Source organism: Vibrio sp. 14G-20, from assembly GCF_026241515.1.
In the GTDB taxonomy this organism is placed as follows: Bacteria; Pseudomonadota; Gammaproteobacteria; order Enterobacterales; family Vibrionaceae; genus Vibrio.
The window spans coordinates 1-26,634 of the sequence record NZ_JAPHPW010000032.1; the positions used below are offsets into that span (position 1 = coordinate 1).

Annotated in this window: 23 protein-coding genes; 18 read left to right on the forward strand and 5 right to left on the reverse strand. The window is 45.1% G+C overall.

Annotated features, from left to right (window positions below; all coding sequences use genetic code 11):
* Window positions 1-687: 687 nt before the first annotated feature.
* Window positions 688-1,866 carry a tRNA epoxyqueuosine(34) reductase QueG gene (gene queG, locus OQJ75_RS20265; protein ID WP_265974734.1) on the reverse strand — a complete coding sequence of 393 codons (1,179 nt, stop codon included), beginning with the start codon at window positions 1,864-1,866 and terminating at the stop codon, window positions 688-690.
* Between the two features lie 241 nt (window positions 1,867-2,107).
* Here queG and tsaE point away from each other — a divergent pair, with 241 nt between their 5' ends.
* From tsaE to hflC, 8 genes are all read left to right on the forward strand, one after another.
* Entirely contained in the window at window positions 2,108-2,572 is a 465-nt protein-coding gene (tsaE, locus tag OQJ75_RS20270) for a tRNA (adenosine(37)-N6)-threonylcarbamoyltransferase complex ATPase subunit type 1 TsaE (RefSeq protein WP_004735870.1), read from the forward strand.
* Entirely contained in the window at window positions 2,566-4,281 is a 1,716-nt protein-coding gene (locus tag OQJ75_RS20275; protein WP_265974731.1) for an N-acetylmuramoyl-L-alanine amidase, read from the forward strand. The genes tsaE and OQJ75_RS20275 overlap by 7 nt, the downstream gene beginning before the upstream one ends.
* A gap of 51 nt (window positions 4,282-4,332) precedes the next feature.
* Complete coding sequence (mutL, locus tag OQJ75_RS20280) at window positions 4,333-6,489, forward strand: DNA mismatch repair endonuclease MutL (RefSeq protein WP_265974730.1); 2,157 nt, start codon at window positions 4,333-4,335, stop codon at window positions 6,487-6,489.
* Window positions 6,490-6,590: 101 nt separating this feature from the next.
* The gene (miaA, locus tag OQJ75_RS20285) at window positions 6,591-7,523 is read left to right on the forward strand and encodes a tRNA (adenosine(37)-N6)-dimethylallyltransferase MiaA (protein WP_265974728.1); all 933 of its coding nucleotides are present in this window, start codon (window positions 6,591-6,593) and stop codon (window positions 7,521-7,523) included.
* A gap of 192 nt (window positions 7,524-7,715) precedes the next feature.
* A complete protein-coding gene (gene hfq / locus OQJ75_RS20290) occupies window positions 7,716-7,979 on the forward strand; it encodes an RNA chaperone Hfq (RefSeq protein ID WP_017059927.1) in 264 nt (87 codons plus the stop codon).
* Window positions 7,980-8,023: 44 nt separating this feature from the next.
* Complete coding sequence (gene hflX, locus OQJ75_RS20295; protein ID WP_248373777.1) at window positions 8,024-9,331, forward strand: ribosome rescue GTPase HflX; 1,308 nt, start codon at window positions 8,024-8,026, stop codon at window positions 9,329-9,331.
* A gap of 26 nt (window positions 9,332-9,357) precedes the next feature.
* Window positions 9,358-10,560: an FtsH protease activity modulator HflK gene (gene hflK, locus OQJ75_RS20300; protein WP_265974725.1), complete on the forward strand. Its 1,203-nt coding sequence runs from the start codon at window positions 9,358-9,360 to the stop codon at window positions 10,558-10,560.
* Window positions 10,561-10,562: 2 nt separating this feature from the next.
* The gene (hflC, locus tag OQJ75_RS20305) at window positions 10,563-11,540 is read left to right on the forward strand and encodes a protease modulator HflC (protein ID WP_248373781.1); all 978 of its coding nucleotides are present in this window, start codon (window positions 10,563-10,565) and stop codon (window positions 11,538-11,540) included.
* Between the two features lie 189 nt (window positions 11,541-11,729).
* On the opposite strand, the gene OQJ75_RS20310 is transcribed toward hflC, so the two are convergent.
* Entirely contained in the window at window positions 11,730-11,918 is a 189-nt protein-coding gene (locus tag OQJ75_RS20310) for a DUF2065 domain-containing protein (RefSeq protein WP_010434105.1), read from the reverse strand.
* Window positions 11,919-12,090: 172 nt separating this feature from the next.
* Between OQJ75_RS20310 and OQJ75_RS20315 the strand changes: the two genes are divergently transcribed.
* Together OQJ75_RS20315 and motX are read left to right on the forward strand one after the other, a co-directional pair.
* Window positions 12,091-13,407: an adenylosuccinate synthase gene (locus OQJ75_RS20315; protein WP_248373783.1), complete on the forward strand. Its 1,317-nt coding sequence runs from the start codon at window positions 12,091-12,093 to the stop codon at window positions 13,405-13,407.
* A gap of 296 nt (window positions 13,408-13,703) precedes the next feature.
* Entirely contained in the window at window positions 13,704-14,339 is a 636-nt protein-coding gene (gene motX / locus OQJ75_RS20320; protein WP_248388837.1) for a flagellar protein MotX, read from the forward strand.
* 171 nt (window positions 14,340-14,510) lie between these two features.
* Here the strand turns inward: motX and OQJ75_RS20325 are convergent, their stop codons facing one another.
* Window positions 14,511-15,920, reverse strand: a complete 1,410-nt coding sequence (locus tag OQJ75_RS20325) for an amidohydrolase (protein ID WP_265974723.1) — start codon at window positions 15,918-15,920, stop codon at window positions 14,511-14,513.
* A gap of 248 nt (window positions 15,921-16,168) precedes the next feature.
* On the opposite strand from OQJ75_RS20325, the gene rnr reads away from it, so the two are divergent.
* The 5 genes from rnr to rplI all read left to right on the forward strand — a co-directional run bounded on the left by rnr (window position 16,169) and on the right by rplI (window position 21,123).
* Entirely contained in the window at window positions 16,169-18,670 is a 2,502-nt protein-coding gene (gene rnr / locus OQJ75_RS20330) for a ribonuclease R (protein ID WP_265974722.1), read from the forward strand.
* Between the two features lie 155 nt (window positions 18,671-18,825).
* Entirely contained in the window at window positions 18,826-19,566 is a 741-nt protein-coding gene (gene rlmB / locus OQJ75_RS20335) for a 23S rRNA (guanosine(2251)-2'-O)-methyltransferase RlmB (protein ID WP_009847889.1), read from the forward strand.
* Between the two features lie 292 nt (window positions 19,567-19,858).
* Window positions 19,859-20,272, forward strand: coding sequence for a 30S ribosomal protein S6 (gene rpsF / locus OQJ75_RS20340; RefSeq protein ID WP_004735855.1), 414 nt, complete (start codon window positions 19,859-19,861; stop codon window positions 20,270-20,272).
* A 132-nt stretch (window positions 20,273-20,404) separates the two neighbouring features.
* Window positions 20,405-20,632: a 30S ribosomal protein S18 gene (gene rpsR, locus OQJ75_RS20345; protein WP_000090472.1), complete on the forward strand. Its 228-nt coding sequence runs from the start codon at window positions 20,405-20,407 to the stop codon at window positions 20,630-20,632.
* Window positions 20,633-20,670: 38 nt separating this feature from the next.
* Entirely contained in the window at window positions 20,671-21,123 is a 453-nt protein-coding gene (rplI, locus tag OQJ75_RS20350) for a 50S ribosomal protein L9 (RefSeq protein WP_009847890.1), read from the forward strand.
* Window positions 21,124-21,324: 201 nt separating this feature from the next.
* Here rplI and OQJ75_RS20355 read toward each other — a convergent pair whose 3' ends face one another.
* A complete protein-coding gene (locus OQJ75_RS20355) occupies window positions 21,325-22,224 on the reverse strand; it encodes a DUF481 domain-containing protein (protein WP_248388843.1) in 900 nt (299 codons plus the stop codon).
* A 175-nt stretch (window positions 22,225-22,399) separates the two neighbouring features.
* Between OQJ75_RS20355 and OQJ75_RS20360 the strand changes: the two genes are divergently transcribed.
* The 3 genes from OQJ75_RS20360 to OQJ75_RS20370 are packed head-to-tail and all read left to right on the forward strand — an operon-like array spanning window position 22,400 to window position 26,091.
* Window positions 22,400-23,791 carry a replicative DNA helicase gene (locus OQJ75_RS20360; RefSeq protein ID WP_016767560.1) on the forward strand — a complete coding sequence of 464 codons (1,392 nt, stop codon included), beginning with the start codon at window positions 22,400-22,402 and terminating at the stop codon, window positions 23,789-23,791.
* Window positions 23,792-23,797: 6 nt separating this feature from the next.
* Window positions 23,798-24,883, forward strand: coding sequence for an alanine racemase (alr, locus tag OQJ75_RS20365; protein WP_248373793.1), 1,086 nt, complete (start codon window positions 23,798-23,800; stop codon window positions 24,881-24,883).
* 2 nt (window positions 24,884-24,885) lie between these two features.
* Window positions 24,886-26,091 carry a BamA/TamA family outer membrane protein gene (locus OQJ75_RS20370; RefSeq protein ID WP_265974686.1) on the forward strand — a complete coding sequence of 402 codons (1,206 nt, stop codon included), beginning with the start codon at window positions 24,886-24,888 and terminating at the stop codon, window positions 26,089-26,091.
* Window positions 26,092-26,209: 118 nt separating this feature from the next.
* Here OQJ75_RS20370 and OQJ75_RS20375 read toward each other — a convergent pair whose 3' ends face one another.
* Window positions 26,210-26,629: a secondary thiamine-phosphate synthase enzyme YjbQ gene (locus OQJ75_RS20375; protein WP_010434207.1), complete on the reverse strand. Its 420-nt coding sequence runs from the start codon at window positions 26,627-26,629 to the stop codon at window positions 26,210-26,212.
* Between the last annotated feature and the right edge of the window lie 5 nt (window positions 26,630-26,634).

Sequence of the window (26,634 nt, forward strand, 5' to 3'; positions counted from 1 at the left end):
GAGCGCAACCTTGCCAAGGTTGAGGTCATCGGTTCGAACCCGATGTATCGCTCCAGCTTTCTTCTAAAAAGCTATTAAGACTCTTTAAACCACCGTGTTTTTCTTTAGATCACAGAGTTTAAAGACGACCTTAAGGGTCACGCTCTTTCTTTAATGCTGCGAAGCATAATCCCCCCAAAAAGCAAATAATCCTCCATCATGGTGGATATTTTTTTGTCTTAAATTTTTCTTAGCAACTGGAATGCTAGTAAACATCAGGTCTCTGAAGCAGATACTTGAGGTTTTTCATATCTATAAACAGACTTATCCACAAAATGTTAGGTGTGGATAACTTGGTTGATAAAGTTATTTCAGTCTTAATTCTTTATATATCCCTAAAAGATCTTTCTTGTTTTCAATATATTAGCTGAATCGTAGCGATCGTAACTTATTGTTTTTTATCAAGTTGAATGCTTATCTTGAATTTAACAAAAGATCGTTAACTTGTTGTTTTTTGATCTTAATCATTTATCGGTACTGTGTTTAACTTTGTGAGGGTGTCGGAAGTTTACGAGAAATCTGAATTTTTTCCACATTGTTAAAATTGAGAACAAGGTCAAACATTGTTCTAAAATTATGTGCAACGGGTTGTCTTAAATGTTGGACTGCTGATGTGGTGTAACTAGACAACCCTTGATACTTAAAGGGCTAGGCATCTCTTGGAAGGCCTTTCTCAACAATACGTATCAATCTGTGCTTTTTCGTGGCGATTTTGCTGCTATTTTTTTGCACACAGTTATTTTTCTGCATAGAGCTATCTTGTTGCACACTGCTAACGTTAGGTAACTGCTGTAGTTGTTTATTCAAAGCCCACTCAATATGCACATCCAACATATCGCTTTTCCCTTGATGAGATTCCAGTGTTTCAACAATGCGTTGTTGAAATGGTGCATTGCCCATCGCAACAAATATATTGCGTAACCACTGGGTGTGGCCAATACGTCTGATTGCTGAGCCTTCCATCTTCTTTAGAAAGGTCGCTTCATCCCAACTTGAAAGCAAAACCAGATCGGCTTCTTGGAAATCTTCTCTGCGGTGAAAGTCTGTTTGCTCTGTGAGTTCAGCATGGCGATTCCACGGGCAAACTAACTGGCAGTCATCACAACCGTAGATACGGTTACCAATGGCGTCTCTAAATTCTTCCGGGATCACACCATCGTATTCAATGGTTAAGTACGAAATACATTTTCGAGCATCCACGACACCATCAGCAATAATGGCGCCCGTGGGACAAGAGGTGATACATGCGGTGCATTTGCCGCACTCATCGACACTAGGTTCATCCACAGGAAGCGGGATGTTAACTAAGAGCTCCCCTAGGAAGAACCAAGAGCCAGCGTCTTTATCAAGAATTAACGAGTGTTTACCTGTCCAACCCAACCCCGCTTTTTGAGCGAGCGGTCTTTCCAAAATAGGCGCTGAATCGACGAAAGGACGTGAGTCTAAACCTTCGACTTCCTTCTCGATTCTTTGTCCTAGCTTTTTCAATTGGTTACGGAACAATTTATGATAATCGCGGCCTAAAGAATAACGGCTGATATAACCTTGAGTGGCATCGCTTAGGTTAGAGGCAAACTGCGCTTCTGGTGGTAGGTAGTTCATTCGGGCGCTGATCACTCGAATGGTGCCAGGATGAAGCTCATTAGGGCGAGCTCGCATCATTCCATGTCGAGCCATCCAATCCATTTCGCCGTGATTACCAGCATCTAGCCATGCTTGAAGAGGAGCTTCGTGTTCACTTAAATCAACATCGCAGATGCCAACTTTTTGAAAGCCTAACTCTTTTCCCCAGATTTTAATTTTTTCAGCAAGATGGTCTAGATTCATGGCTTAATTCTTATTTTCTCTGTTTTACAATTAGAGATAAGGCTAATTAAAATTAGGTTCGGCAAAAATGGGGGCGGATCTTAACGGATCTTAGTGGTATTGACCAGAACAGACGCGTTTTAAGCAGTATTTTTCATAGAACTTACACTTGAGTGCTTGTCTCCCAAAAGCATCACGGTTTACTATTCTTGTTCTTTTGATTTTTATATAGTCAACGATCGATTTTTTAGAGAACGTATTCATGAGCACGAAACAATTTACTTTGAAAGATGAACAGGCAACGATTCAACTAGGAACGGAGCTGTCCAATCTTTGCTCACAGCAGACGACTATTTATCTGCATGGTGATCTTGGCGCAGGTAAAACGACTTTTAGTCGTGGCTTTGTAAAAGCACTTGGCCATCAAGGAAATGTAAAAAGCCCAACGTATACTCTAGTTGAACCTTATCAACTTGCCGATTGGCAGGTGTATCACTTCGACCTATATCGCCTAGCCGATCCTGAAGAACTCGAGTTTATGGGGATTCGTGATTACTTTACGCCAGATGCTATCTGTTTGGTTGAATGGCCTGAGAAAGGCTATGGGATGCTACCAGAAGCGGATTTGGACATTGATATTCGTTACCAAGACGATCACCGTATTGTTTCTTTAACCGCTAATAGTGAATACGGGCAGCGCTTACTTAGTCAGTTGGAGTTATGTTGATTTCTAAACGCCTTATTTCAGCAGTGGCCATGATGGCTGCTGTTTTTTCTATACTGTTTTCTTCACTTGTTTCTGCAAACTCATTGAAAAGTTTAAGGGTTTGGCCTTCTCCAGAAGAAACTCGTGTGGTTATCGACTTAAAATCAGAAGCGGACTTTAGCTATTTCACCCTGAGTAGCCCGAGTCGTTTAGTGGTCGATTTAAAAAATACCAACCTTGCGACTAAGTTACCGGTCGTGGTGAAAGATAGCCCTGTTCTATCTAAGATTCGTAAGAGCTCACCGCCAGACAAAAGCACCTATCGCTTGGTTTTTGAGTTAAAGAAGTCGTCTAAAGCAGAGTTGTTCAAACTGAGCCCGACTCCGGGTGGTCAGTATGGACACCGCTTGGTGATCGACTTACCTCATGGCGCTGCAAGTAAAGCGACACCGACGCCGAGTAAGCCAACGGTAAACAAAGACATTAATCAGGTGAAGCGTCAGAAAGACATTCTGATCGTGATTGATCCTGGACACGGTGGCGAAGACCCTGGTTCAATCGGTCCATCTCGTAAATATGAAAAGAATGCGACTCTCAGCATTTCGAAAAAACTCGCCGCCCAGTTGAATGCCGTCCCGGGGATCAAAACTCGTATGACACGTAATGCTGACTACTTTGTAAACCTGAATCGACGTGTTGCTATTGCTCGTGAGAATGAAGCTCACTTGTTGATCTCTATTCACGCAGATGCGTTTACGACACCACAACCAAGAGGTGGTTCGGTGTTTGTGTTGAACACTCGACGTGCCAATACTGAGATTTCGCGTTGGATTGAGAATAAAGAGAAACAGTCAGAGTTGCTCGGTGGCAGTGGTGCTGCGTTCACTGGCAATATTGATGATAAGAACGTAAACCAAACCCTGCTTGATCTGCAGTTTAGTCACTCTCAAAAAGAGGGTTATAAACTGGCAACGGCGATTCTATCTGAAATGGGTAAAGTGGCGAAGCTGCATAACAGTAAGCCGATAAACACCAGCTTAGCGGTATTACGCTCACCACAAATTCCATCGGTGTTGGTCGAGACGGGCTTTATTTCAAACCCGACGGAAGAGAAGCTTCTTTTCCAACGTTCGCACCAAGACAAGCTGGCTCGTGCTGTGACTAAAGCCGTTGTTAAGTATTTGAAAGCTAACCCGCCAGAAGGGATTATCTTGTCTAATGCAACGTCATCAACGGGCAGCGTGAGCCAGCATAAAGTGTCTCGTGGTGAGTCTTTATCGGTGATTGCGAGCAAATATGGCACCTCGACGCAGGCCTTGATGAAACTGAACAATCTGAAATCAAGCAGCCTAGCAATTGGTCAAGTGCTTAAGATTCCAGGCAGCGCTTCAAGTTCATCATCAAGCAGTGCTGTTAAAACTAAGACCATGACTCACACGGTTAAGTCTGGAGAGTACCTAGGTAAGATCGCCAGCCGCTATAAAGTCTCGGTGGCTGATATTAAACGTGAAAACCGCTTAAAATCAGAAACGGTGAGAGTGGGTCAGAAGTTACGTATTACGGTTGAAGTAAAAGACATACCTCTGCGCAAACACAAAGTCGCAAGAGGTGATTACCTAGGTAAGATAGCCTCTAAGTACGGTGTGAGTGTTGATGGTATCCGTAAAGCGAATAACCTACGTTCTGACAGCCTAGCGGTGGGGCAGGTGTTGATTATTCCGCACAAATAAGCTTTTTAACGCAGACATGTTTCCATCAATGGCAGTAAGGTAGCTATAAATATGACGATCAAAATACTGCCAGCTCGATTAGCTAACCAAATCGCAGCGGGTGAAGTGGTAGAAAGACCGGCTTCTGTTGTGAAAGAGTTGGTTGAGAACAGTTTGGATTCCGGCGCGACACGTATCGATATCGATATCGAGAAAGGTGGCGCTAAGATGATCCGCGTTCGTGACAACGGCAAGGGCATTGTAAAAGATGAGCTTGCCTTAGCGTTGAGCCGTCATGCTACCTCTAAGATCCACACCCTTGATGACCTCGAGGCGATCGTCAGCCTCGGTTTTCGTGGTGAAGCGCTCGCGAGTATTAGCTCTGTTGCGCGTTTAACCATGACTTCACGCCCTGCGACTCAAGATCAAGCTTGGGCAGCACACAGTGAAGGCCGTGACATGCAGGTGAAACTGCAGCCTGCGGCGCATCCCATTGGCACCTCGGTTGAGGTGTTGGATCTGTTCTTCAATACGCCAGCACGCCGCAAGTTCTTACGCACCGAGAAAACCGAATTCACGCATATCGATGAGCTGCTTAAACGCATTGCATTGAGTCGCTTTGATGTGACGATTAACCTTCGTCATAACGGCAAAATGATTCGTCAGTACCGAGCTGCCAAAACACAAGTTCAAGCAGAAAAACGCATCGCTGCGGTATGTGGCAATCCTTTTGTTCGTCATATGCTTAAGATCGAGCTAGAACATCAAGGCCTAAAACTTCATGGCTGGATCACCACGCCTGAAGGAGCAAGGCAGCAAAGCGATCTGCAATACTGCTATGTGAATGGTCGTATGATGCGCGACAAGCTGATCAATCATGCGATTCGCCAAAGCTATGAGACCAGCCTTCGTCCAGATCAATTCGCAACGTATGTGCTATTCATTGAACTCGACCCGCATCAAGTGGATGTGAATGTTCACCCTGCTAAACATGAAGTGCGTTTTCATCAAGCGCGTCTTGTGCATGACTTTATTTACCAAGCCTTGAGTGATGGTTTAGCACAGAGCAAGCAGATCCATGCTGCGCCATTAAATCAGTCGGCTTTTCATCAGTCAGAAGTGACACGTCATCAACAAGATAGTACGAGCTCTGCAGTTGATGGTGTTGCAAGTTTCACTGAGCCTGAAAACTCGCTACCTAGTAGCGCGGATCAAAGTCAGGTCTCGGAAAGGGTGCGACACGCTATTGAGCAAACGCCAACTTACCCAAGAAAAGCCGAATCAGAACAGGTTTATGATAACCCTCAACACTGTGTTAATGATGGTGGGCGACACTATGTTTCATCAACTAGCCCAAGCTCATCAACAGGCCGAAGCTCGTCTGCTAGTGAAAGCAACTTTACAGGCTCTCCTCGCCAAGAGTGGATAGAGTCTCGACCTGAACCGAAGAAAGAAAAAGAGCCCCATCAGCATCATGGTGAACCTGCGCCCTCAAAGCGCGAAGTTAAGGCCTATAAAGAACTTTTAAAAACGCCAGACTTTGATAAACCCACTGTGGATCTCATCCCTCCTCAAGAACAGGTGACAGAAGCAGAGGTGGTTCAACAGAAACCAATCCACTCGAAACCACGAACACCCGTGACGGACTTAGGGAAAGCGGTCTCGATTGTTGAGCGTCAGTATCTCGTGATGGGCAATAAGAACGGCAGCGTATTGGTTTCCTTGGCTAAGGCTGAGTTATTGCGTGTTGTTGGGCAGCTTGATACTCGAGGTGGCGCGTTAAAAAGCCAACCGTTATTGGTTCCGTTATCTATCAAGCTTGGTAGTGAGTTGGTTGAGGTTGCGAAGGCGCTGAATCCAACATTGGCACTGCTGGGTATTGAGCTTAAAGCTCGAAACAGTGAAGCCGTGATGGTGATGGGCGTGCCTTCCCCTTTAAGGCAGCAAAACTTACAAATTTTGATCCCAGATCTGTTATCTTACGCGGCTTCATTAAACGCTCAGATAGTTGATAATCACTCGGCTAATGCTTCCAGCGACCTGTTGCCATCATTGGTCAACTGGATCGGGATTCAAACGGCACAAGTAAAAAGCGACTACACTTTATCTGAAGCGGTTCAACTAGTTGGGGAACTTGAACAACTTTGGCATGGTCTACTTCCATTAGATGATCCAGAGTTTGTTAATCCTATCGACTTTTCAGCGACTATAGCCGCGTTTACGGTTTAACTTTTTGCGACGACATTGATCTTCGCAACGATACGTATTTTTGCGACAAAAAAAGCCCTTTGCTATAAAGCGCTATAACAGAGAAACCAATACAAAATATCATGACTGAAAAATTACCTTTAGCGTTGTTTTTAATGGGCCCAACGGCGTCAGGCAAAACAGATTTAGCTATCCGCTTACGTCAGAAGTATCCGGTAGAGATCATCAGTGTCGATTCGGCATTGGTCTACAAAGACATGGATATCGGCACCGCTAAACCGGATGCGGAAGAGCTTGCGCTCGCGCCTCATCGCTTGATTGATATTCTTGATCCAAGCGAAGCGTATTCTGCGGCAGATTTTCGTCGTGATGCGATCAATGAAATGAATGCCATTGTAGCGGAAGGTAAAATCCCGCTACTTGTTGGTGGCACAATGCTTTACTACAAGGCATTGTTGGAAGGTTTGTCGCCATTACCTGCGGCGGATCAAGAGATTCGTAAGCAGATTGAAGCGGAATCTATCGAACAAGGTTGGCAGGCATTGCACGATCAATTAAGAGAGATAGATCCCGTATCCGCTGAAAGAATACACCCAAATGATCCACAAAGGCTTTCAAGGGCATTGGAAGTTTACCGAATTTCGGGTAAAACATTAACAGAGCTAACTCAAACGAAAGGCGATAGCCTGCCATTTCGTGTAAAACAATTTGCAATAGCTCCCAAGGAAAGGACTGAACTCCATCGTCGTATTGAACTGCGTTTCGAGAAGATGATAGAAGCGGGATTTGAAGATGAAATGAAGGCGTTGTACGCCAGAGACGATCTTCACCCTGAACTTCCATCGATCCGATGCGTTGGTTATAGGCAGATGTGGGATTATTTAGACGGTAATTGTGATTTAGACGAAGCGGTTTTCCGTGGTGTCTGTGCAACCCGTCAGTTGGCCAAGCGACAAATCACCTGGTTGCGCAGTTGGGATGATTTAACTTGGTTAGATAGCGAAAACATTGATCAAGCGTTAGAAACTCTTTCAGATGCAATAGCATCTGATTAGTATTGCTGTGTATAATGTGATCGCTTTTGCGTGAATATACTCTGGAAAGGATCCGTTATTGAGGCTTTTAAAAAATCACAGCCTTTCAATAACAACGGAGTTTTTTTATTCATTTAGCTCAGATGCAAGGCCGCACCTTTTTGTGCACCACTAGCTAAATAATTACAACAAAATACAAATAAGGAAAATAAAATGGCTAAGGGGCAATCGCTACAAGACCCATTCCTAAATGCACTCCGTCGTGAGCGCATTCCAGTCTCTATCTATCTTGTTAACGGCATTAAGCTGCAAGGTCAGATCGAGTCTTTCGATCAATTCGTGATCTTATTGAAGAACACAGTAAACCAAATGGTTTACAAGCATGCGATTTCTACTGTGGTACCTGCTCGTGCAGTTAGTCACCACAGCGGCGAGCAACGCACGCCATCTGATCGTCCAGAGAAGACTGAAGATTAATCGTTCAATTGATACAGCTTGCGCTGTAATAAGGAGTTGGTTGCTTGTTTGACCGTTATGAATCCGGCGAGCGAGCCGTACTTGTTCATATCAACTTCACGCAAGAGGGAGAATGGGAAGACCTAAGCGAATGTGAAATGCTGGTCTCCTCAGCGGGGGTAGAAACGCTACAAGTGATTACTGGTAGCCGACAATCCCCACTCCCTAAATACTACGTTGGAGAAGGTAAAGCCCTAGAAATCGCACAAGCTGTTCAGCTGACCGGTGCTGAAATTGTGATTTTTAACCACTCCCTCTCTCCTGCCCAAGAGCGAAACCTCGAACAGTTGTGTAAATGTCGTGTGATTGATCGCACGGGTTTGATCTTAGATATTTTTGCACAACGTGCGCGAACTCATGAAGGTAAGCTACAAGTTGAGCTCGCTCAGCTTCGTCATATCTCTACTCGATTGATTCGTGGTTGGACTCACCTTGAAAGGCAGAAAGGTGGTATTGGTCTTCGTGGTCCAGGTGAAACTCAACTGGAAACCGATCGACGTTTGTTGCGTGACCGTATAAAAGCAATACTGCGTCGTTTAGCGAAAGTGGCTAAGCAACGTGAACAAGGACGACGTGCTCGTAATCGAGCTGAAATCCCAACAATTTCTTTGGTTGGTTATACCAACGCAGGGAAATCAACACTTTTCAATCGCATCACAAGTGCTGGTGTTTATGCGGCAGACCAACTGTTTGCAACCCTAGACCCAACATTACGTAAGATTGATTTGGCAGATGTCGGGCCTGCAATTCTCGCAGATACCGTAGGTTTTATCCGTCATCTACCACACGACTTAGTCGCTGCGTTTAAGGCAACATTACAAGAGACGCAGGAAGCTGACATTTTGTTACATGTTGTTGATGCCAGTGATGACCGTTTTCGTGAGAACATTCAGGCTGTTCATGAAGTATTAGAAGAAATTGATGCTCATGAAGTGCCAACCCTTGTAGTCATGAATAAGATTGACTGCATGGAAGACCAAAAACCTCGAATTGAAAGGGACGAAGAGGGCGCACCTCGCGCTGTTTGGGTTTCTGCAATGGAAGGAGAAGGTATTGAACTGCTGTTTGAAGCTTTAACCGAGCGTTTAGCGAGTCAGATGGTTCAATTCCGGTTGTGTATTCCACATCAACATCAGGGCCGTATTCGTAGCTTATTCTTTGAGATGAAATGTATTCAACAGGAAGAATATGATGACAATGGTAACTTGTTGATAGATATTAGAATGCAACAAATAGATTGGTCTAAACTCGAAAAAAGAGAAGGGGCGCTCTTAGGTGACTTTATCGTTACCAAAGAGACTGCTACAGTATAACGTCATATCAATGATGGAGTTTTCTAATGGCGTGGAATGAGCCTGGAAATAACAACAACGGCGATAATAACGGCCGCGATAACGACCCTTGGGGTAAGAACAATAATCGCGGCGGCCGAGATCAAGGACCGCCAGATCTAGACGAAGTGTTTAGTAAACTAAGTCAAAAGTTAGGTGGCAAGTTTGGTAAAAAGGGTGGTAGCGGTAACGGACCATCTATTGGTGGTGGCGGTGCAATTGGCTTTGGTGTCATTGCCGTTATTGCGATTGCTATCTGGTTCTTCGCTGGTTTCTACACTGTTGGCGAAGCAGAAAGAGCAGTAGTACTTCGATTGGGTCAGTTTGACCGTATCGAAGAGCCTGGTCTTAACTGGCACCCACGCTTCATTGATGAAATCAAAGATGAACAACTGGTAAACGTTCAAGCGATTCGTTCTCTACGTGCTGCTGGCACGATGCTAACGAAAGATGAAAACGTTGTGACCGTTGAAATGGGTGTTCAATACCGTGTTTCTGACCCATACAAGTACTTGTATCGTGTAACGAATGCAGACGACAGTTTACGCCAAGCAACCGATTCTGCGCTTCGTGCGGTAATTGGTGACTCACTAATGGATAGTATCCTAACAAGTGGTCGTCAACAGATTCGTCAAAGCACTCAAGAAACGTTGAACCGTATTATTGATAGCTACGACATGGGTATTCTGATTGTTGACGTGAACTTCCAGTCAGCACGTCCACCTGAGCAAGTGAAAGATGCATTTGATGATGCTATCGCGGCTCGTGAGGATGAAGAGCGTTTCGAGCGTGAAGCTGAAGCTTACCGAAATGACATTCTTCCAAAAGCAACAGGTCGTGCTGAGCGTTTGAAGAAAGAAGCGGTGGGTTACTCAGAGCGCACAGTTAATGGTGCTCTAGGTCAAGTGGCTCAGTTCGAGAAACTGCTACCTGAATACCAAGCTGCTCCTGAAGTAACACGTAACCGTATGTACCTTGATACAATGGAAAAAGTGTACTCAAGCACATCGAAAGTCCTGATTGATTCTGAATCAAGCGGTAACTTGCTATACCTACCAATTGATAAGCTAGGCGCACAAGGTGGTTCTCAGTCGGGCTCTCGCCCTGCAAAAGCATCATCAACTTACGATCAAATTGAGTTAGAAACTCAAGCGGATCCTAAGCCTAGCACTCAAACTCGTTCAGACAGTTCACGCCAAGGGAGATACTAATAATGCGTAAATTAATGATCCCTGTATTAGTTGTGACGATTGCCCTTCTATTGATGTCACTATTTGTGATTCAAGAAGGTGAGCGTGGCATGGTAATTCGTTTTGGTCGAGTTCTCGATGACAACGGCGTATCACGAATCTATGAACCAGGCCTGCACTTTAAACTGCCTATGTTTGATCGCGTAAAAGTACTTGATGCTCGTATTCAAACGATGGATGGTCGTTCCGACCGTTTCGTAACATCAGAGAAAAAAGACGTTCTAATTGATACCTACGCAAAATGGCGTATTGCTGATTTTGGACGTTTCTATCTGAGTACCGGTGGCGGTAATATCATGACGGCAGAAGCACTTCTTGAGCGTAAAGTGACAGATGTTCTTCGTTCTGAAATTGGTGCTCGTGAAATTAAGCAGATCGTGTCAGGTCCTCGTAATAAGGACATCCTGCCAGACTCTGCTGATAGCGAAGTCGTCACAACGGTAGCGGCTGCAGAAGCTCTAGAAGTTGATGGCGAACGCGACAAGATCATGGAAAACGTTTTGTCTGGAACGGCAGAAAGTGCGATGGCTGATTTAGGTGTTGAAGTTGTTGATTTCCGAATGAAGAAGATTAACCTTCCTGACGAAATCAGTGAATCTATCTACCGCCGTATGCGTGCAGAACGTGAGTCGGTTGCTCGTAGACACCGTTCTCAAGGTCGTGAGAAAGCAGAAGTTATTCGTGCTCAAGCTGAGCTAGAAGTGGCAACAGTTCTTGCTGAAGCTGACCGTACAGCTCGAATCACTCGTGGTGATGCAGATGCAGAAGCAGCTAAGATCTACTCTGATGCGTTCAGCAAAGATCCTGAGTTCTATGGCTTCATGCGTTCATTGCAAGCTTATGAGACATCATTTAGCGATAAGAGCGACATTCTAGTACTGGATCCGAAGACTGACTTCTTCCAATACATGAATCAAGCAAGCGGCGCGCCAGCAAAATAAGCTGATGCGTTAGCGAATGCTTAGCTCAATAAGCAAAATACGTTAAAACTTAAAAGGCTCCCATTGCGGGAGCCTTTTTGTTTTCTATGACTTATTTCAGGACGAGACATGCTTGCAGACTCACTATTAGGGCGCGAAAGAAGGCGCTTAACAGAGTGGTACTTATAAACAGATTAGTACTTATAGAAACTAACGGTAGGTCATGAAAGCGATAACGGCGCCAGCGACCACAAGACAGCCGCCAATGCGGCGCAGTTGCGTGTCTGGTTGTTCGCTCAGTTGCGCAACCATGTTTCTCCAGCCATTGGGTGCAATCAAGGGGCCAAGCCCTTCAACAATAAGTACGAGCCCAATAGCGAGCCAAATTGATTGAGACATGCTTCTGCCTTTTGTCTGTAAAAAGGCAATGATATCAGTATCTTTACACATTCGCCTTCAGTTGTTGGTGGTTTATTTTTGTACAGCATTAACGTTTATGAACAAAAAGTGACTGCAAGAAGTGTGATTCAGTGCTAGAATCCATTTTTAATTAGCAACAGAAATTGGAAAGATGGGAAATAACGTAGTCGTTCTAGGCACCCAATGGGGTGATGAAGGTAAAGGTAAAATCGTTGACCTTTTAACTGAAGATGCAAAATACGTGGTTCGCTACCAAGGCGGTCACAATGCAGGTCACACACTTGTAATTGACGGTGAAAAAACCGTTCTTCACTTAATTCCATCAGGTATCCTACGCAATAACGTTAAATGTGTTATTGGTAACGGTGTAGTATTATCGCCTGACGCACTTCTAAAAGAAATGAAGCCTCTTGAAGATCGCGGTATTCCAGTACGTGAACGTCTTTTCATCTCTGAAGCTTGTCCTCTAATTCTTCCGTACCACATTGCTATCGACAACGCGCGTGAAATCGCTCGTGGCGCTAAAGCTATCGGTACAACGGGTCGTGGTATCGGTCCTGCTTACGAAGATAAAGTTGCTCGTCGCGGTCTACGCGTTGGCGACCTTTTCGATAAAGAAGCATTCGCTGAGAAGCTAAAAGAAGTTATGGAATTCCACAACTTCCAACTAGAGCACTTCTACAAAGCTGAAACAGTAAGCTACGAAGAAGTTCTTGAGCAAGCGATGAGCTACGCAGACATGTTAACTGCGATGGTTATCGACGTAACTGACGAACTAGACGCAGCACGTAAGCGCGGCGACAAGATCATGTTCGAAGGTGCTCAAGGTACGCTACTAGATATCGACCACGGTACTTACCCATACGTAACGTCTTCTAACACGACTGCTGGTGGTGTTGCTGCAGGTTCTGGTTTTGGTCCTCGTCACATCGGTTACATCCTTGGTATTACTAAGGCTTACTGTACTCGTGTTGGTTCAGGTCCATTCCCAACTGAGCTATACGATGGCCTTGATAAGCAAGACCCAGTTGGTAAGCACCTAGGCGATGTTGGTCACGAGTTTGGCGCAACGACTGGTCGTCTACGTCGTACTGGTTGGTTCGATGCTGTCGCTATGCGTCGTGCAATCCAAATCAACTCTCTATCTGGTATGTGTCTAACTAAACTAGACGTTCTAGATGGCCTAGAAGAACTAAAAATCTGTACTGGTTACAAGATGAAAGATGGTTCTATCCTAGAAGTTTCTCCAATGGCTGCTGAGTCATTCGAAGAAGCGACGCCAATCTACGAAACAATGCCTGGTTGGTCTGAAAACACATTTGGTGCTAAATCTATCGACGCGCTTCCACAAGCTGCTCTAGATTACATCAAGCGTATCGAAGACCTAACTGGTGTTCCAATTGATATCGTATCAACTGGCCCAGATCGTAACGAAACTATCATCAAGGTTCACCCATACGGCGCGTAATGCCTGTTGAGTGATTACCACAGCACGTAAAGTGCTTGATAATTAAATCGTTTCTAAAAGCCGACTTTCTTAAGTCGGCTTTTTAATACCTGCAATTTAGCCACTCACTCTTTGATGGTGATCTTTTAAGCGTCATCAGGCAAAATATTGCCCATTAGCGGCAAGTTTTGTCTAAAGCCATCAAGGTTGTTGCCGATACAGATATCATGGAAAGTGAAGTTCACCCTATTTTTTGCGTCTACCTCGGTAGCCAATAAGAAATAGATAACTTTAGCGACAAATAATTGAGTGCAGGTATGAAGCTACGAATTGTGGCAGCTTCATTAATAATGGCGCTGAGCTCACCCTTGAGTCATGCAAATTTGGCTGATGTGGGAGAGCCCGTTCCAATATATACAGAAGCTGAACTGATTAAATTAATCGAAAATAATCGACATCTAGAGCGTGTGAAAGCGGATAAGTGCCAGCTAGTAGAAGATATCGTTGCTCGTGCAACGCGTATTAGTTTGCCTTCTTATGAGTTTTTATACGGTGATATGCTGGCGTGGGGTGTGTGTGTTCCACAAGATGTAGAGCTTGGTCTTTACTATATGGAAAACGCAGCGCATCAAGGTTTACCCGCAGCACTAGAGCAACTGGGTCGTTATTATTCTCGTGGAACCTTGGTTCAACAAGACAAAGAGCGTGCAATTCCGTACCTACGCGAAGCGGCTTCTATGGGTAACTTAAGTGCGAGCATCCACTTAGCAGAACTCTTGTTACGTGACTACGGCAGTCCGTTGGATTATGAAGATGCTTACCGTTGGTTGTATAACTCGGTAACCGCAGACCAAAGACAGCACAGGCGTATCACTGTGCTTCGCAGCGGTCTGGAGCAGAGAATGCCAGACAATATTATTGCTCGAGCGAAACGTCGAGACGTGTTCTGGTAATTACGAATATAAATTAAGGTTGATGGCTAACGACTGCACTCGTTAATCATCTATCTTGATCTTGAAAGATATCGATATAAAAAGGCCTCGTAGGTAAATACCTATGAGGCCTTTTTTGATCTGAACTGCTTTAGATTTAACAGAAAGCGCAGTGATTTATAGTCCTAGCCGTTATTGAACAACTTCACCAGATTCAATCACCGTTTTACGAACGACCTTGGTGAAATCGAGTGCTTCCTGGCGGATCTCATCTTCGTCTACCGTTAGCATGTCGCGATCTTGCATGATGATCTTGCCATCAACGATGGAGTGGCGAACGTTACCAGAGTTAGCTGAGTACACTAAAGCTGAGTATGGGTTATAGACCGGAATCATGTTTGGCGCTTTTGTGTCGATCACTATGATGTCGGCAAGCTTGCCTGCTTCAAGAGAGCCGATCTTATCTTCCATATGTAGTGCTTTTGCTGCGCCCATTGTCGCCATGTCGATCACTTTGATCGGCGGCATTGCTGCACGATCTTTGTTTACTAGTTTGTGAACTTTAGCCACTTGGTTGAATTCATCAATGGTGCTCAATGTGTTACCTGACATTGGACCATCGGTACCCAGACCAATACGCACGTCTTCGTCATACATCTTAAGGGCAGGGGATACGCCTTTCGCTGATTTGATATTGGCACTCATGTTATGAGCGACACCCATGTCTGACTTTTTCACCAGTTCGATATCATGGTCATCAACCAAGATCATGTGTGCACCCACCAAGTTTTTGTTCAATGCGCCAATGCTGTCCATGTATTGAACCGGTGATAGCCCATCTGAACGCTCTGCGATTTTCTCTTCTTCACGGTGCGATTCTGCAAGGTGAATCATTACTGGTACATCTAACTCTAAAGAGAGTTTGGAAATTTTCTGCAGGATCTCAGTCGTATTTGTGTAAGGCGCATGTGGGGCAAACGCTGGCGTGATTCGCGGGTGATCTTTGTATTCTTCAATGAAGTTCAATGCGTACTTAATGCCCTCTTCAGCGTTGGCTGCGTCAGCGACTGGGAACTTAATCACGGTTTCACCAAGAATGGCACGCATACCGATCTTATCGACGGTTTTCGCTACTTCATCTTCAAAGTAGTACATGTCGGCATAAGTGGTTACACCGCCTTTTACCATTTCGACGTTACCTAGGTTGGCACCAATACGTACCATGTCTCGTGACACCAATTTCTTCTCTAGAGGGAAGATGTAACGGTGAAGGCGATCTGGCACATCATCTGCCAAGGAACGGAAAACTGTCATTGATACGTGAGTATGAGTATTGATGAGACCTGGCATAACGATATCGCCATCAACGTCCAACACTTGTTTCGCTTGGTACTGCTTCTCTAGTGAAGCATCACCTACCGCAATGATTTTGTTGTCTTTCACGACAACCGTCCCGCTCTCATAAACCGTTTTATCTTGGTTCATGGTGAGAACCATCGCATCGGTAATCATCAGGTCGGCTTTTTCCATTGCTGAACTTGCAAAGGGAAATAGAGCTAGGCTTGCCATTGCTGAAGCCAATAAGGTGCGTTTTAGTTTCATATCAATACTCAGAACAGGAGTTGGTAAAGTGCGTGGATAATAGTGTATTTCATTCATGGCGCAAACGTTTGTTTTATCGTTTGCGTGAAATTTTGATGATAGTCCGCGGCTATGAAGTGATGTTTCATTAGATGAAAATAGTTATCAATCTGATGTTATTTGAGGGTTTTCCAAAGCATATCTGTAGGTTACCCCTAGCATCAGATATACTAGGGGTATATACCTTCCTTGCTTAAGCAGGCCCGCCTATGTCAAAAAACACACCAACGTCAGAAAACACGACAGCGACAACCACTGTTGATCCTTTTGCCGACCGAGAGTCGAAAAATTACGAAAACCCAGTACCAAGCCGAGAGTTCATTATTTCGTTTCTAACAGAAGCGAATATTCCAATGAACCGTAACGATCTATTCGAAGCTTTGGGTCTGGCTGGAGAGGAACAATACGAAGGGCTGCGTCGTCGTTTACGTGCAATGGAGCGTGATGGACAGCTTATCTTTACTCGTCGTCAGTGCTACGCATTGCCTGAGAAGATGGAACTGATCAAAGGCTATGTGATTGGTCATAAAGACGGTCATGGTTGGGTTCGTCCAGACGGTAGTGTGGGTAAAGACAATGATATCGTGCTGCCGCATCACCAGATGAAAACCATCATGCACGGTGATTACGTATTGGTTCAACCTACTGATAACAGTAAACGTGGTCGTCGTGAAGGTCGTTTGGTTCGTGTTCTTGAAGAGCGCACAACTCCACTTGTTGGTCGTTTCTTCTTAGAATATGGCCATTCTTACGTGGTTGCTGATGATTCACGTATTAGTCACGACATCCAGATCCCTACTGAGCATAAAGGCGGTGCTCGAATGGGTAATGTGGTTGTGATTGAAATTACGGATCGCGGTGGTCGTTCTCGTAACATGATGGGTAAAGTGACCGAAGTGCTTGGTGAGAACATGGCACCGGGTATGGAAACGCAGATTGCGATCCGTACTCACCAGATCCCACAAGAGTGGCCTGAAGCGGTAGATAAGCAAATCGAAAACCTCGGTGAGCATGTTCCTGAAGAAGCAAAAGAAGGACGTGTTGATCTACGCAAACTACCATTGGTTACGATTGATGGTGAAGACGCGCGTGATTTCGATGATGCGGTTTACTGTGAAGCGAAGAAAGGCGGTGGCTGGCGTTTATGGGTAGCGATTGCTGACGTAAGTTACTACGTTCGCCCAGATACAGCGCTAGACAAAGAAGCGATTAACCGTGGTAACTCGGTATACTTCCCGTCACAAGTAGTCCCAATGCTGCCAGAAGTGCTTTCAAATGGTTTGTGTTCATTGAACCCTCAAGTCGACCGTTTGTGTATGGTGTGTGAGATGACTATCTCAGACAAAGGTAAACTGTCGGGTTACAAGCACTACGAAGCGGTAATGAATTCTCATGCTCGTCTTACTTATAACAAAGTAGGTGCGATTTTAGATGGCAATGAAGAATTACGTGAGCGTTACGAACCAGAAGTGCCACATCTTGAAGAGCTTCATAAGATGTACAAGGTGCTTAAGAAAACGCGTGACGAGCGTGGTGCGATTGAATTTGAAACGGTAGAAACTAAGTTTATCTTCAATGCGGATCGTAAGATTGACCGTATTGAGCCGGTAATTCGTAACGATGCACACAAGATCATCGAAGAATGTATGATTCTTGCGAATATCGCCTCGGCATCTTACGTAGAAAAAGCCAAAGAGCCTGCGCTGTACCGTGTTCACGATACTCCGGGTGAAGAGCGCTTAATGGGCTTCAAGAGCTTCTTAAGTGAATTAGGTTTAACGCTGGAAGGTGGCCTGTCGCCATCTCCGGTCGATTATGCACAACTGATGCAACAGATTAACGAACGTGAAGACCGTGAGTTAATCCAAACAATGCTGCTGCGCTCAATGAAGCAAGCGGTATACAACGCGGATAACGCGGGTCACTTTGGTTTAGCTCTTAAACGCTATGCTCACTTTACCTCGCCAATTCGTCGTTACCCAGATTTGCTATTGCACCGTGCGATTAAGTACCTTATTGCGAAAGAAGAAGGTCGTAACAGCGAACGTTGGACGCCAACCGGTGGTTACCACTACACTTTCGATGATATGGACTTCTACGGCGAGCAGTGTTCAATGACTGAACGTCGTGCTGATGACGCTACACGTGAAGTGAACGACTGGCTGAAATGTGAATACATGCAAGACCATGTCGGTGAAGTGATGGATGGCGTGATTGCCAACGTGACTGGCTTCGGCTTCTTTGTACGTCTAACTGAACTGCACATCGATGGTCTGGTACATATTTCTGCGCTAGCGAATGACTACTATCAATTTGATGCTGTTGGTCAGCGTCTGGTTGGTGAAAGCTCAGGTAATATCTACCGCTTGGGTGATTCGGTCAAAGTGAAGGTTTCGGCGGTTAATTTAGAAACTCGTCAAATCGACTTTGATTTAGAAGACACCGATCGTCAGCCGCGTGGTAAAGGTAAAACCGCCAAGAAGCGTGCAGCTGAAGCGATGAAAAAGGCGAAAAGCAAAAAGCGTTCAGCGGTGAAGAGCAATAAGCCGGGTGTCGCTGCAACGCCTTTAGTTGAGCCAACTAAACGACCAGACGGAAGTAGCGAAAGCTCAGCTAAGAAGAAAAAGCCCGCGAATAAAACCGGTGCTGCTAAAGCTCGTGCTAAGAAAAAGCGCGCAGCAAGCCGTAAGCCAAAGGCTGATAAGTCTTAAGTTATCGTTTTATAATGACAGCAAGGCTTAACGTCTAACGGATTTAAATGCGAGAGTATCAGGCGGAAGATGCATGCTCTCGGAATAAACAACACAGAGGTGGGTGCATCGGGTTTGATGCCTTCATCTCTGAGCAATAAGAGTAACCAGAGACAATGAGTAACGAATTTATTTACGGTATTCACGCGGTGAAAGCCGTACTAGAAAAAGATCCAGCGCGCTTTATTGAAGCGTACGTGCTTAAAGGCCGTCAAGACGATCGCCTTCTTCCATTACTGAATCAACTGCAGCAATTTGGCGTGTCGATTCAACAAATGGGCCGCAAGCCGCTTGATGAAAAAGCACAAGGTGCGAATCACCAAGGTCTTATTGCTAAGGTGAAGCCTGCTAAGCAGCTTAATGAAACACACCTAGACGATATCCTTGCGCAGCACGAACAGCCTCTGCTGTTGGTTCTAGACGGCGTAACAGACCCTCACAACCTAGGTGCTTGCTTACGTAATGCAGATGCCGCAGGTGTGGCCGCTGTTATCGTTCCTAAAGACCGTTCTTCTCCGCTAACGGCAACCGTAAGTAAGGTTGCTTGCGGCGCAGCAGAAACGGTTCCGCTAGTACGAGTGACTAACCTGGCTCGCACAATGCGTGCACTGCAAGAACAGGGTGTATGGTTTGTGGGTACCGCAGGTGAAGCGACACATGATATCTACCAAGCGAAGCTAACAGGCCCTCTTGCAGTAGTTATGGGCGCAGAAGGTGACGGTATGCGCCGTCTAACGCGTGAAACCTGTGACGACCTGATTAAGATCCCAATGGCAGGTAGTGTGTCGAGCCTAAACGTTTCGGTAGCGTCAGGCATCTGTCTGTTCGAAGCGGTACGTCAGCGCCTAGCTCAATAGTGTTAAGCTGAGTCAAAAGACAAAACGACTTTAAGTCTATGAATTTATTAGCGCTCACCACTTGCTGGTGGGCGTTTATTTTTAGGCTGTAATAGCAAAATCCATCGGTTTGTCGGATGGCTAGATGGCGACAGAAAAACTGTTTCATTATTAGCCAAATACCGCTTGCCAATATCGGGTTCTTTCTATAATATTTGCCGTCCTTAAAACTCGGTCATTTTTCTTTAGTTCCTTGCTTCCCTTGGACGACCGAGCCTTTCGTGGAAGCTAATAATCCGTAAGGAGCAACCAAATGCGTCATTATGAAATCGTATTCATGGTTCACCCTGATCAAAGCGAGCAAGTTGCTGGCATGATCGAGCGTTACACTGGTTCAATCACTGAAGCTGGTGGTACTATCCACCGTCTAGAAGACTGGGGCCGCCGTCAAATGGCTTACCCAATCAACAAACTTCACAAAGCTCACTACGTTCTTATGAACGTTGAAGCTGGCCAAGAAGTGATGGACGAGCTAGAAACTGCTTTCCGTTTTAACGATGCAGTTCTACGTAACATGATCATGCGCACTAAAGGCGCTGTGACTGAGCAATCTATCATGCTTAAGCAAAAAGAAGAGCGTGCAGAGCGTGCTCCTCGTCGTGATGACCGTGAAGAACGTGCACCACGTCGTGAAGAAGAAGCTAAGCCAGAAGCTGCTGCTGAGTAATTCTTTTTTGGCCTTTTAGGTCATTAAATTTTATTCAACTCGTTTAGGTATTCTCACTACAAGCATTTGCTTAGACTTATTTATAAGTTCGTGTGAGTACCGCATTATTAAATTTAGATCAGGAGATAGCCCATGGCTCGTTTCTTCCGTCGTCGTAAATTCTGCCGTTTTACTGCAGAAGGCGTACAAGAGATTGACTACAAAGACGTAGCAACTCTAAAAAACTACATCACTGAAGCTGGTAAAATTGTACCTAGCCGTATCACTGGTACAAGTGCTAAATACCAACGTCAGCTAGCTCGCGCTATCAAGCGTTCTCGTTACCTAGCACTACTACCGTACACTGACAAGCATCAGTAATCGGTAATAGTTAATAATAGTTTAAGAGGACTAAGATAATGCAAGTTATTCTACTTGATAAGATCGGTAACCTAGGTGGCCTTGGCGACCAAGTAAACGTTAAATCTGGTTACGCTCGTAACTTCCTTATCCCACAGGGTAAAGCAGTTATGGCAACTAAAGACAACGTTGCTATGTTCGAAACTCGTCGTGCAGAACTAGAAGCTAAAGTTGCTGAGCAACTAGCTGCTTCAGAAGCTCGCGCTGAGAGCGTTAACACTCTAGAAGGCGTTACAATCGCTTCTAAAGCTGGTGACGAAGGTAAACTATTCGGTTCTATCGGTACTCGTGACATCGCTGACGCTATTACAGCGGCAGGTGTTGCAGTAGCTAAGAGCGAAGTACGCCTACCTGAAGGCGCTCTACGTAACATCGGCGAATTCGAAGTAAGCATCCAACTTCACTCTGAAGTTTTTGCTACTGCGAAAATCGCTATCGTTGCAGCTGAGTAATTTCAGTACCAAGACGAATTCTTTCTTTTGAAAGTTTTAAACACCAGCTTCGGCTGGTGTTTTTTTATGTCTGGAATATAGGAAAATATAGGGAAGGGTTATGGTAAGTAAAAAGCTTACGGTGATCCATAAGCTCTTATTGCTGAACGGACAGTGCCGTTAAGAATGGAATTGCTCTTAAGGTTAGAATTAGTCTTAAGGTTAGAACTGGAAGAGCAGGTTAATCGACAGCACAGAGTCTTCTTTGCTTAACCCTTCAGGCACCTTATCGTGGTACTGGCGAGAATGAGCGATCTTAAGTGCGATATTGTCAGTAATATCGTTGATGGCTTCGAGTTCGGTATCAAACTTTAAGTTACTGTGGCCAGACACTAGCGTCACGTCTGCCTTGAGCTGCAAATTCTTCAACACCTGCCAAGACGTATTCACGTTACCACGGAAAATTGCTTCTTCAACAATATCTGGGAAGATGATGTCATCATCGTCTATTTCATCGAGGTTTGGCTCTTGGTAACGAAAACCTGGGCCCATTTCGACTTCCAACACAAACTCTTCGGTATTTGAAAACTGGTAACCCAGACCACTCGAAATTGTATAGTCCTTAAAGTAAGCACTGTATCGAGAGTCGACTCCTTTAAAGCTGCCGTAAAGGTAGGTTTTAGGGCTTAACTTGTAGTCACTCTGAGCCGAGTAAGTTGATTGCCTTTTGTCTTCTTCACCATCTTTATAGAGGTTATAGTATTTCCATTCACCACTGGTTCTATGACGACCAGCCGTGTACTCACCGTTCAGGCGTGCGTTAAGCGCTCGTGAATCAGAATTACCAGTATGCGACTGATATCCAAATTCGACTTCCGTTTTTAGCGGGCTCGGCAGTTCTGTATCACTCGTATCACTCGGTGCGATATCCAACTCTTTTTCTTCAGGTGTTGGCGCAACGACGACCGGCTCTGCAGTAGGTTCTGGTACTACTATAGAGTCGAGGATTGCATCAACAGAGGCTTTAGCATCATCAGCTAAGGCTAACGGAGTGCTCAGGAGACCGATGCTTAGAAGACTAGAGCTTAGAAGACCAGTGCTCAGAGCCAATAATTTGGACACGCATACCTCAGTTATACAGTGAATGAATGGCGGGATCGTAATGCTACCCTTGGTTAATTCCGTCAGCAATAAGTAAATTCTTCCTGAAGAATAAAACAAACTCATAGGATCGGATTACAAACGGATGTTCTTGGGTATAATGAACGATCATTATTAGTTATTGAGTGTAGTCATAGTGGATACCAAAAGTCAGAAATCAGCCAACGATCAGGTGGACGCCATCAAGGTCCCGCCACATTCATTAGAAGCTGAGCAATCTGTTATTGGCGGTTTGTTATTGGATAACGAACGCTGGGATACAGTTGCCGAAAAGGTTGTGGCCAAAGACTTTTATAGCCGTCCTCACCGTCTGATCTTTGAAGCGGTAAAGGATATCCTTGAAGAAAGCTCTCCTCTGGACCTTATTACACTCTCTGAACACTTAGAGCTACGCGAGCAACTTGAAGAAGTGGGTGGCTTTGCTTACCTAGCTGACCTAGCTAAGAACACACCAAGCGCGGCTAACATCAATGCGTATGCAGATATTGTGGCGCAACGTGCACTCGTTCGTAGCCTGATTGGTGTCGCGAATGAAATTGCTGATTCTGGTTATGATCCTCAAGGTCGTACATCGGAAGAACTTGTTGATCTGGCTGAAAGTAAAGTCTTCGCGATTGCTGAAGGCCGTGCAAGTGAAAATGAAGGTCCACAAAACGTTGATAGCATTCTAGAGAAGACACTAGAGCGTATCGAGATCCTGTACAAAACGCCGCAAGATGGTGTGACAGGTGTCGACACTGGCTTCAACGACCTCAATAAGAAAACAGCAGGCCTACAAGGTTCTGACTTAATTATTGTTGCTGCTCGTCCATCGATGGGTAAAACCACGTTTGCGATGAACTTGTGTGAAAACGCAGCGATGAAGCAAGACAAGCCGGTTCTGATCTTCTCTCTTGAGATGCCAGCCGAACAGCTGATGATGCGTATGCTTGCGTCACTTTCTCGTGTAGACCAAACCAAGATTCGTACCGGTCAATTGGATGATGAAGATTGGGCGCGTATTTCATCGAGTATGGGTATTCTTATGGATAAGAAGAATATGTATATCGATGATAGCTCGGGTCTGACACCAACAGAAGTACGCTCTCGTGCTCGACGTATTGCTCGCGAGCATGATGGTATCTCTATGATCATGATAGATTACCTTCAATTAATGCGTGTACCTTCGTTATCTGATAACCGTACTCTTGAAATCGCCGAGATTTCTCGCTCATTGAAAGCGCTCGCAAAAGAGCTCAACGTGCCGGTAGTGGCACTTTCTCAGCTTAACCGTTCCCTAGAGCAACGTGCTGATAAGCGCCCAGTTAACTCGGATTTGCGTGAATCAGGTTCGATTGAGCAAGATGCCGATTTGATCATGTTCATCTATCGTGATGAGGTTTATAACCCAGACAGTTCACTGAAAGGCATCGCTGAAATTATCCTTGGTAAGCAGCGTAACGGTCCTATCGGCTCGGTTCGTCTGACATTCCAAGGGCAACACTCCCGATTTGATAACTATGCAGGCCCTGCATTTGATGATGAGTAATCGCTAATGACTTACATGAAAGCGGCGACGGCGAGCATTGACTTAAACGCGCTCGAACATAACCTGAACCAGATAAAGTCGAAAGCGCCTCAGTGCAAGGTAATGTCTGTTGTGAAAGCCAATGGCTACGGACATGGCTTATTGCATATCGCCAAACATTCAAAAAATTCTGATGCTTTTGGTGTGGCGCGTATTGAAGAAGCATTACAGCTTCGTGCTGGTGGTATAGTTAAACCTATTTTGTTGCTGGAAGGTTTTTACTCTTCGGGTGACTTACCAATTCTAGTGACCAATAACATTCAAACCGTGGTGCATTGTGAAGAGCAATTAAGCGCGCTAGAGAATGCCGATTTGGAAACACCCGTTGTGGTATGGTTAAAAGTCGACAGTGGTATGCATCGTTTAGGTGTTCGTCCTGAGCAATACCAAAACTTTGTTGAGCGTTTGCATCAATGTGCGAATGTAGCTAAACCTCTTCGTTACATGAGCCACTTTGGTTGCGCTGATGAGTTGGATAGAAGCACGACCGTTGAGCAGACTGAGCTTTTCTTATCTCTTACCGATGGTTGTGAAGGGGAGCGTTCACTTGCTGCTTCTGCGGGTCTATTAGCTTGGCCTGATAGCCATCTTGATTGGGTTCGCCCCGGAATCATCTCTTATGGTGTTTCTCCGTTTGTTGATAAATCAGCGCAAGAGCTGGGCTTTTTGCCGGTGATGACTCTGACTTCACACTTAATTGCGGTTCGTGATGTGAAGGCTGGTGAAAGTGTGGGTTATGGTGGTAACTGGACCAGTGAGCGTGATACCAAGGTTGGTGTTATCGCAATTGGTTACGGCGATGGTTATCCTCGCACTGCACCTAACGGCACCCCAGTATTCGTTAACGGTAGAAAAGTACCAATCGCAGGGCGTGTCTCCATGGACATGCTAACGGTTGACCTTGGTCCTGATGCTACGGATAAAGTGAGTGACGAAGCGACGCTATGGGGTAAAGACTTACCTTCAGAAGAAGTGGCTGAACATATTGGCACTATCGCTTACGAACTCGTGACTAAACTGACGTCTCGCGTGGCGATGGAATACGTAAAATAGATATGTTCAAGCGAACTTCTCGATACTGGTTAATGTCAGCAATGGCATTACTCGGTGTTAGCTTTTCTTCTTCTGTTCTAAGTGAAGAAAAAGACTCCGCTTTTGTTCCTTTCTATTTCAGCACCGAAACCATGGGTAATACCTTTGGGGTTGCTGGTGTCGCAAAGGGCGTTTGGCAACCTCAAGCTGCTCTGTTTGGTATGGCGCTTTATTCAGACAAAGACAGTTACGTCGGTTTTCTATCGGCCTTTAATTATGCCTTGTCTGAGAATGTCTTGTTTAGTACTCAGATGTACCAAGCGCGCTTCAACGACAATCCTTATTATATTGGCTCTCAAGGCGATAACGATTCATCTATCGATAACAAAACCATTGCCGATGGCTTAGAGCAGAATTATCAGTTTGAATTTAAGTATCTGCTGCCTTGGGGCAATGTTGCAGAGCATGGCTTACTCGGCGCGTTTCAGCCAATCAAAGATGTCAGTTTTGCTTCGCCAGTTGAATCGGGTGTCAGTTCGATTGTCTTTACGCCTTTTTATACCGCTCGTGAGCTGGAAGGTTTAAATAATACCGAGGAGGCGACCGGTTTTAGTTTGGCGTTCGATTGGGATAATCGTGATAGTACACGTAACCCAACCAAAGGCTCTCATACTAACCTTGAGTTCACCACCGGTGCCGATAGTTGGTCTAACGACGATTTGTGGCTGAAATGGACTTTTCAAAACAGTCAGTACTTCGCTTTAGGTCCTCTAGGGGACTTGTTCGACCAACAAGTTGTGGCACTCGATTTCTATACCGCTGATACACCAACCTGGGATAACTGCTCTGGGCAGGATTGCGCTCGTCCACCGGAAACAGAACAAGCTCGGCTCGGTGGTTTGTATCGTTTACGTGGCTATACTGGAGGTCGATATCATGGGCGATCTGCGGTTCACTATTCTGCAGAGTATCGAGTGCTCCCAGATTGGCAGCCACTCGGTGATATTCCGCTAATCAACTACTACGACCTGCCTTGGTGGCAATGGGTCGCATTCGCCGAAGTAGGGCGTGTGGCTGATGAGTACGATATCAAAGAATTGCACACAGACATGAAATGGAGTTTAGGCGGCGCGGTTCGTTTTCAAGTGGAAGGCATTGTTGTTCGTGCCGAATTAGCGCGAGGCGGTGATGAAGGGACCTTTAGGGTTATGATAAACCAGCCCTTCTAAAGCTTTCGGCCTACAGTAGGCCAAATACTATCTTGATAAGAGTGGTCGTGGAAACACACCACTCTTTTTGTATTAAAAAAGCATTGTTTTTATTAATAAAATCTTGCTTTCAGATTGTCTACTCACCTTGAATAGTCGCAATCACTGTGCGGCTGCCACCACAATCACGGTGTTCACCCAAGTATATGCCCTGCCATGTTCCCAAAGCTAAACGACCGTTGGTTATCGGAATTGTCACACTGGTGCCAAGTGTCGATGCTTTAATATGAGCAGGCATGTCATCATCACCTTCATAGGTGTGTCTGTAATAAGCGGCTCGCTCGGGTACGAACTTATTGAAGTGTGATTCCATGTCGCGGCGAACCGTCGGATCGGCGTTCTCATTGAGTGTGAGGCTGGCAGAAGTATGTTGAAGAAAAAGATGTAATAAACCAACAGATAGAGAATTGATATCGTTTATCTGTTGTTCAATTTCATCAGTAATGAGATGAAATCCACGCTTTCGTGCATTTAGGTGTATAGTCTTCTGAATCCACATACGCC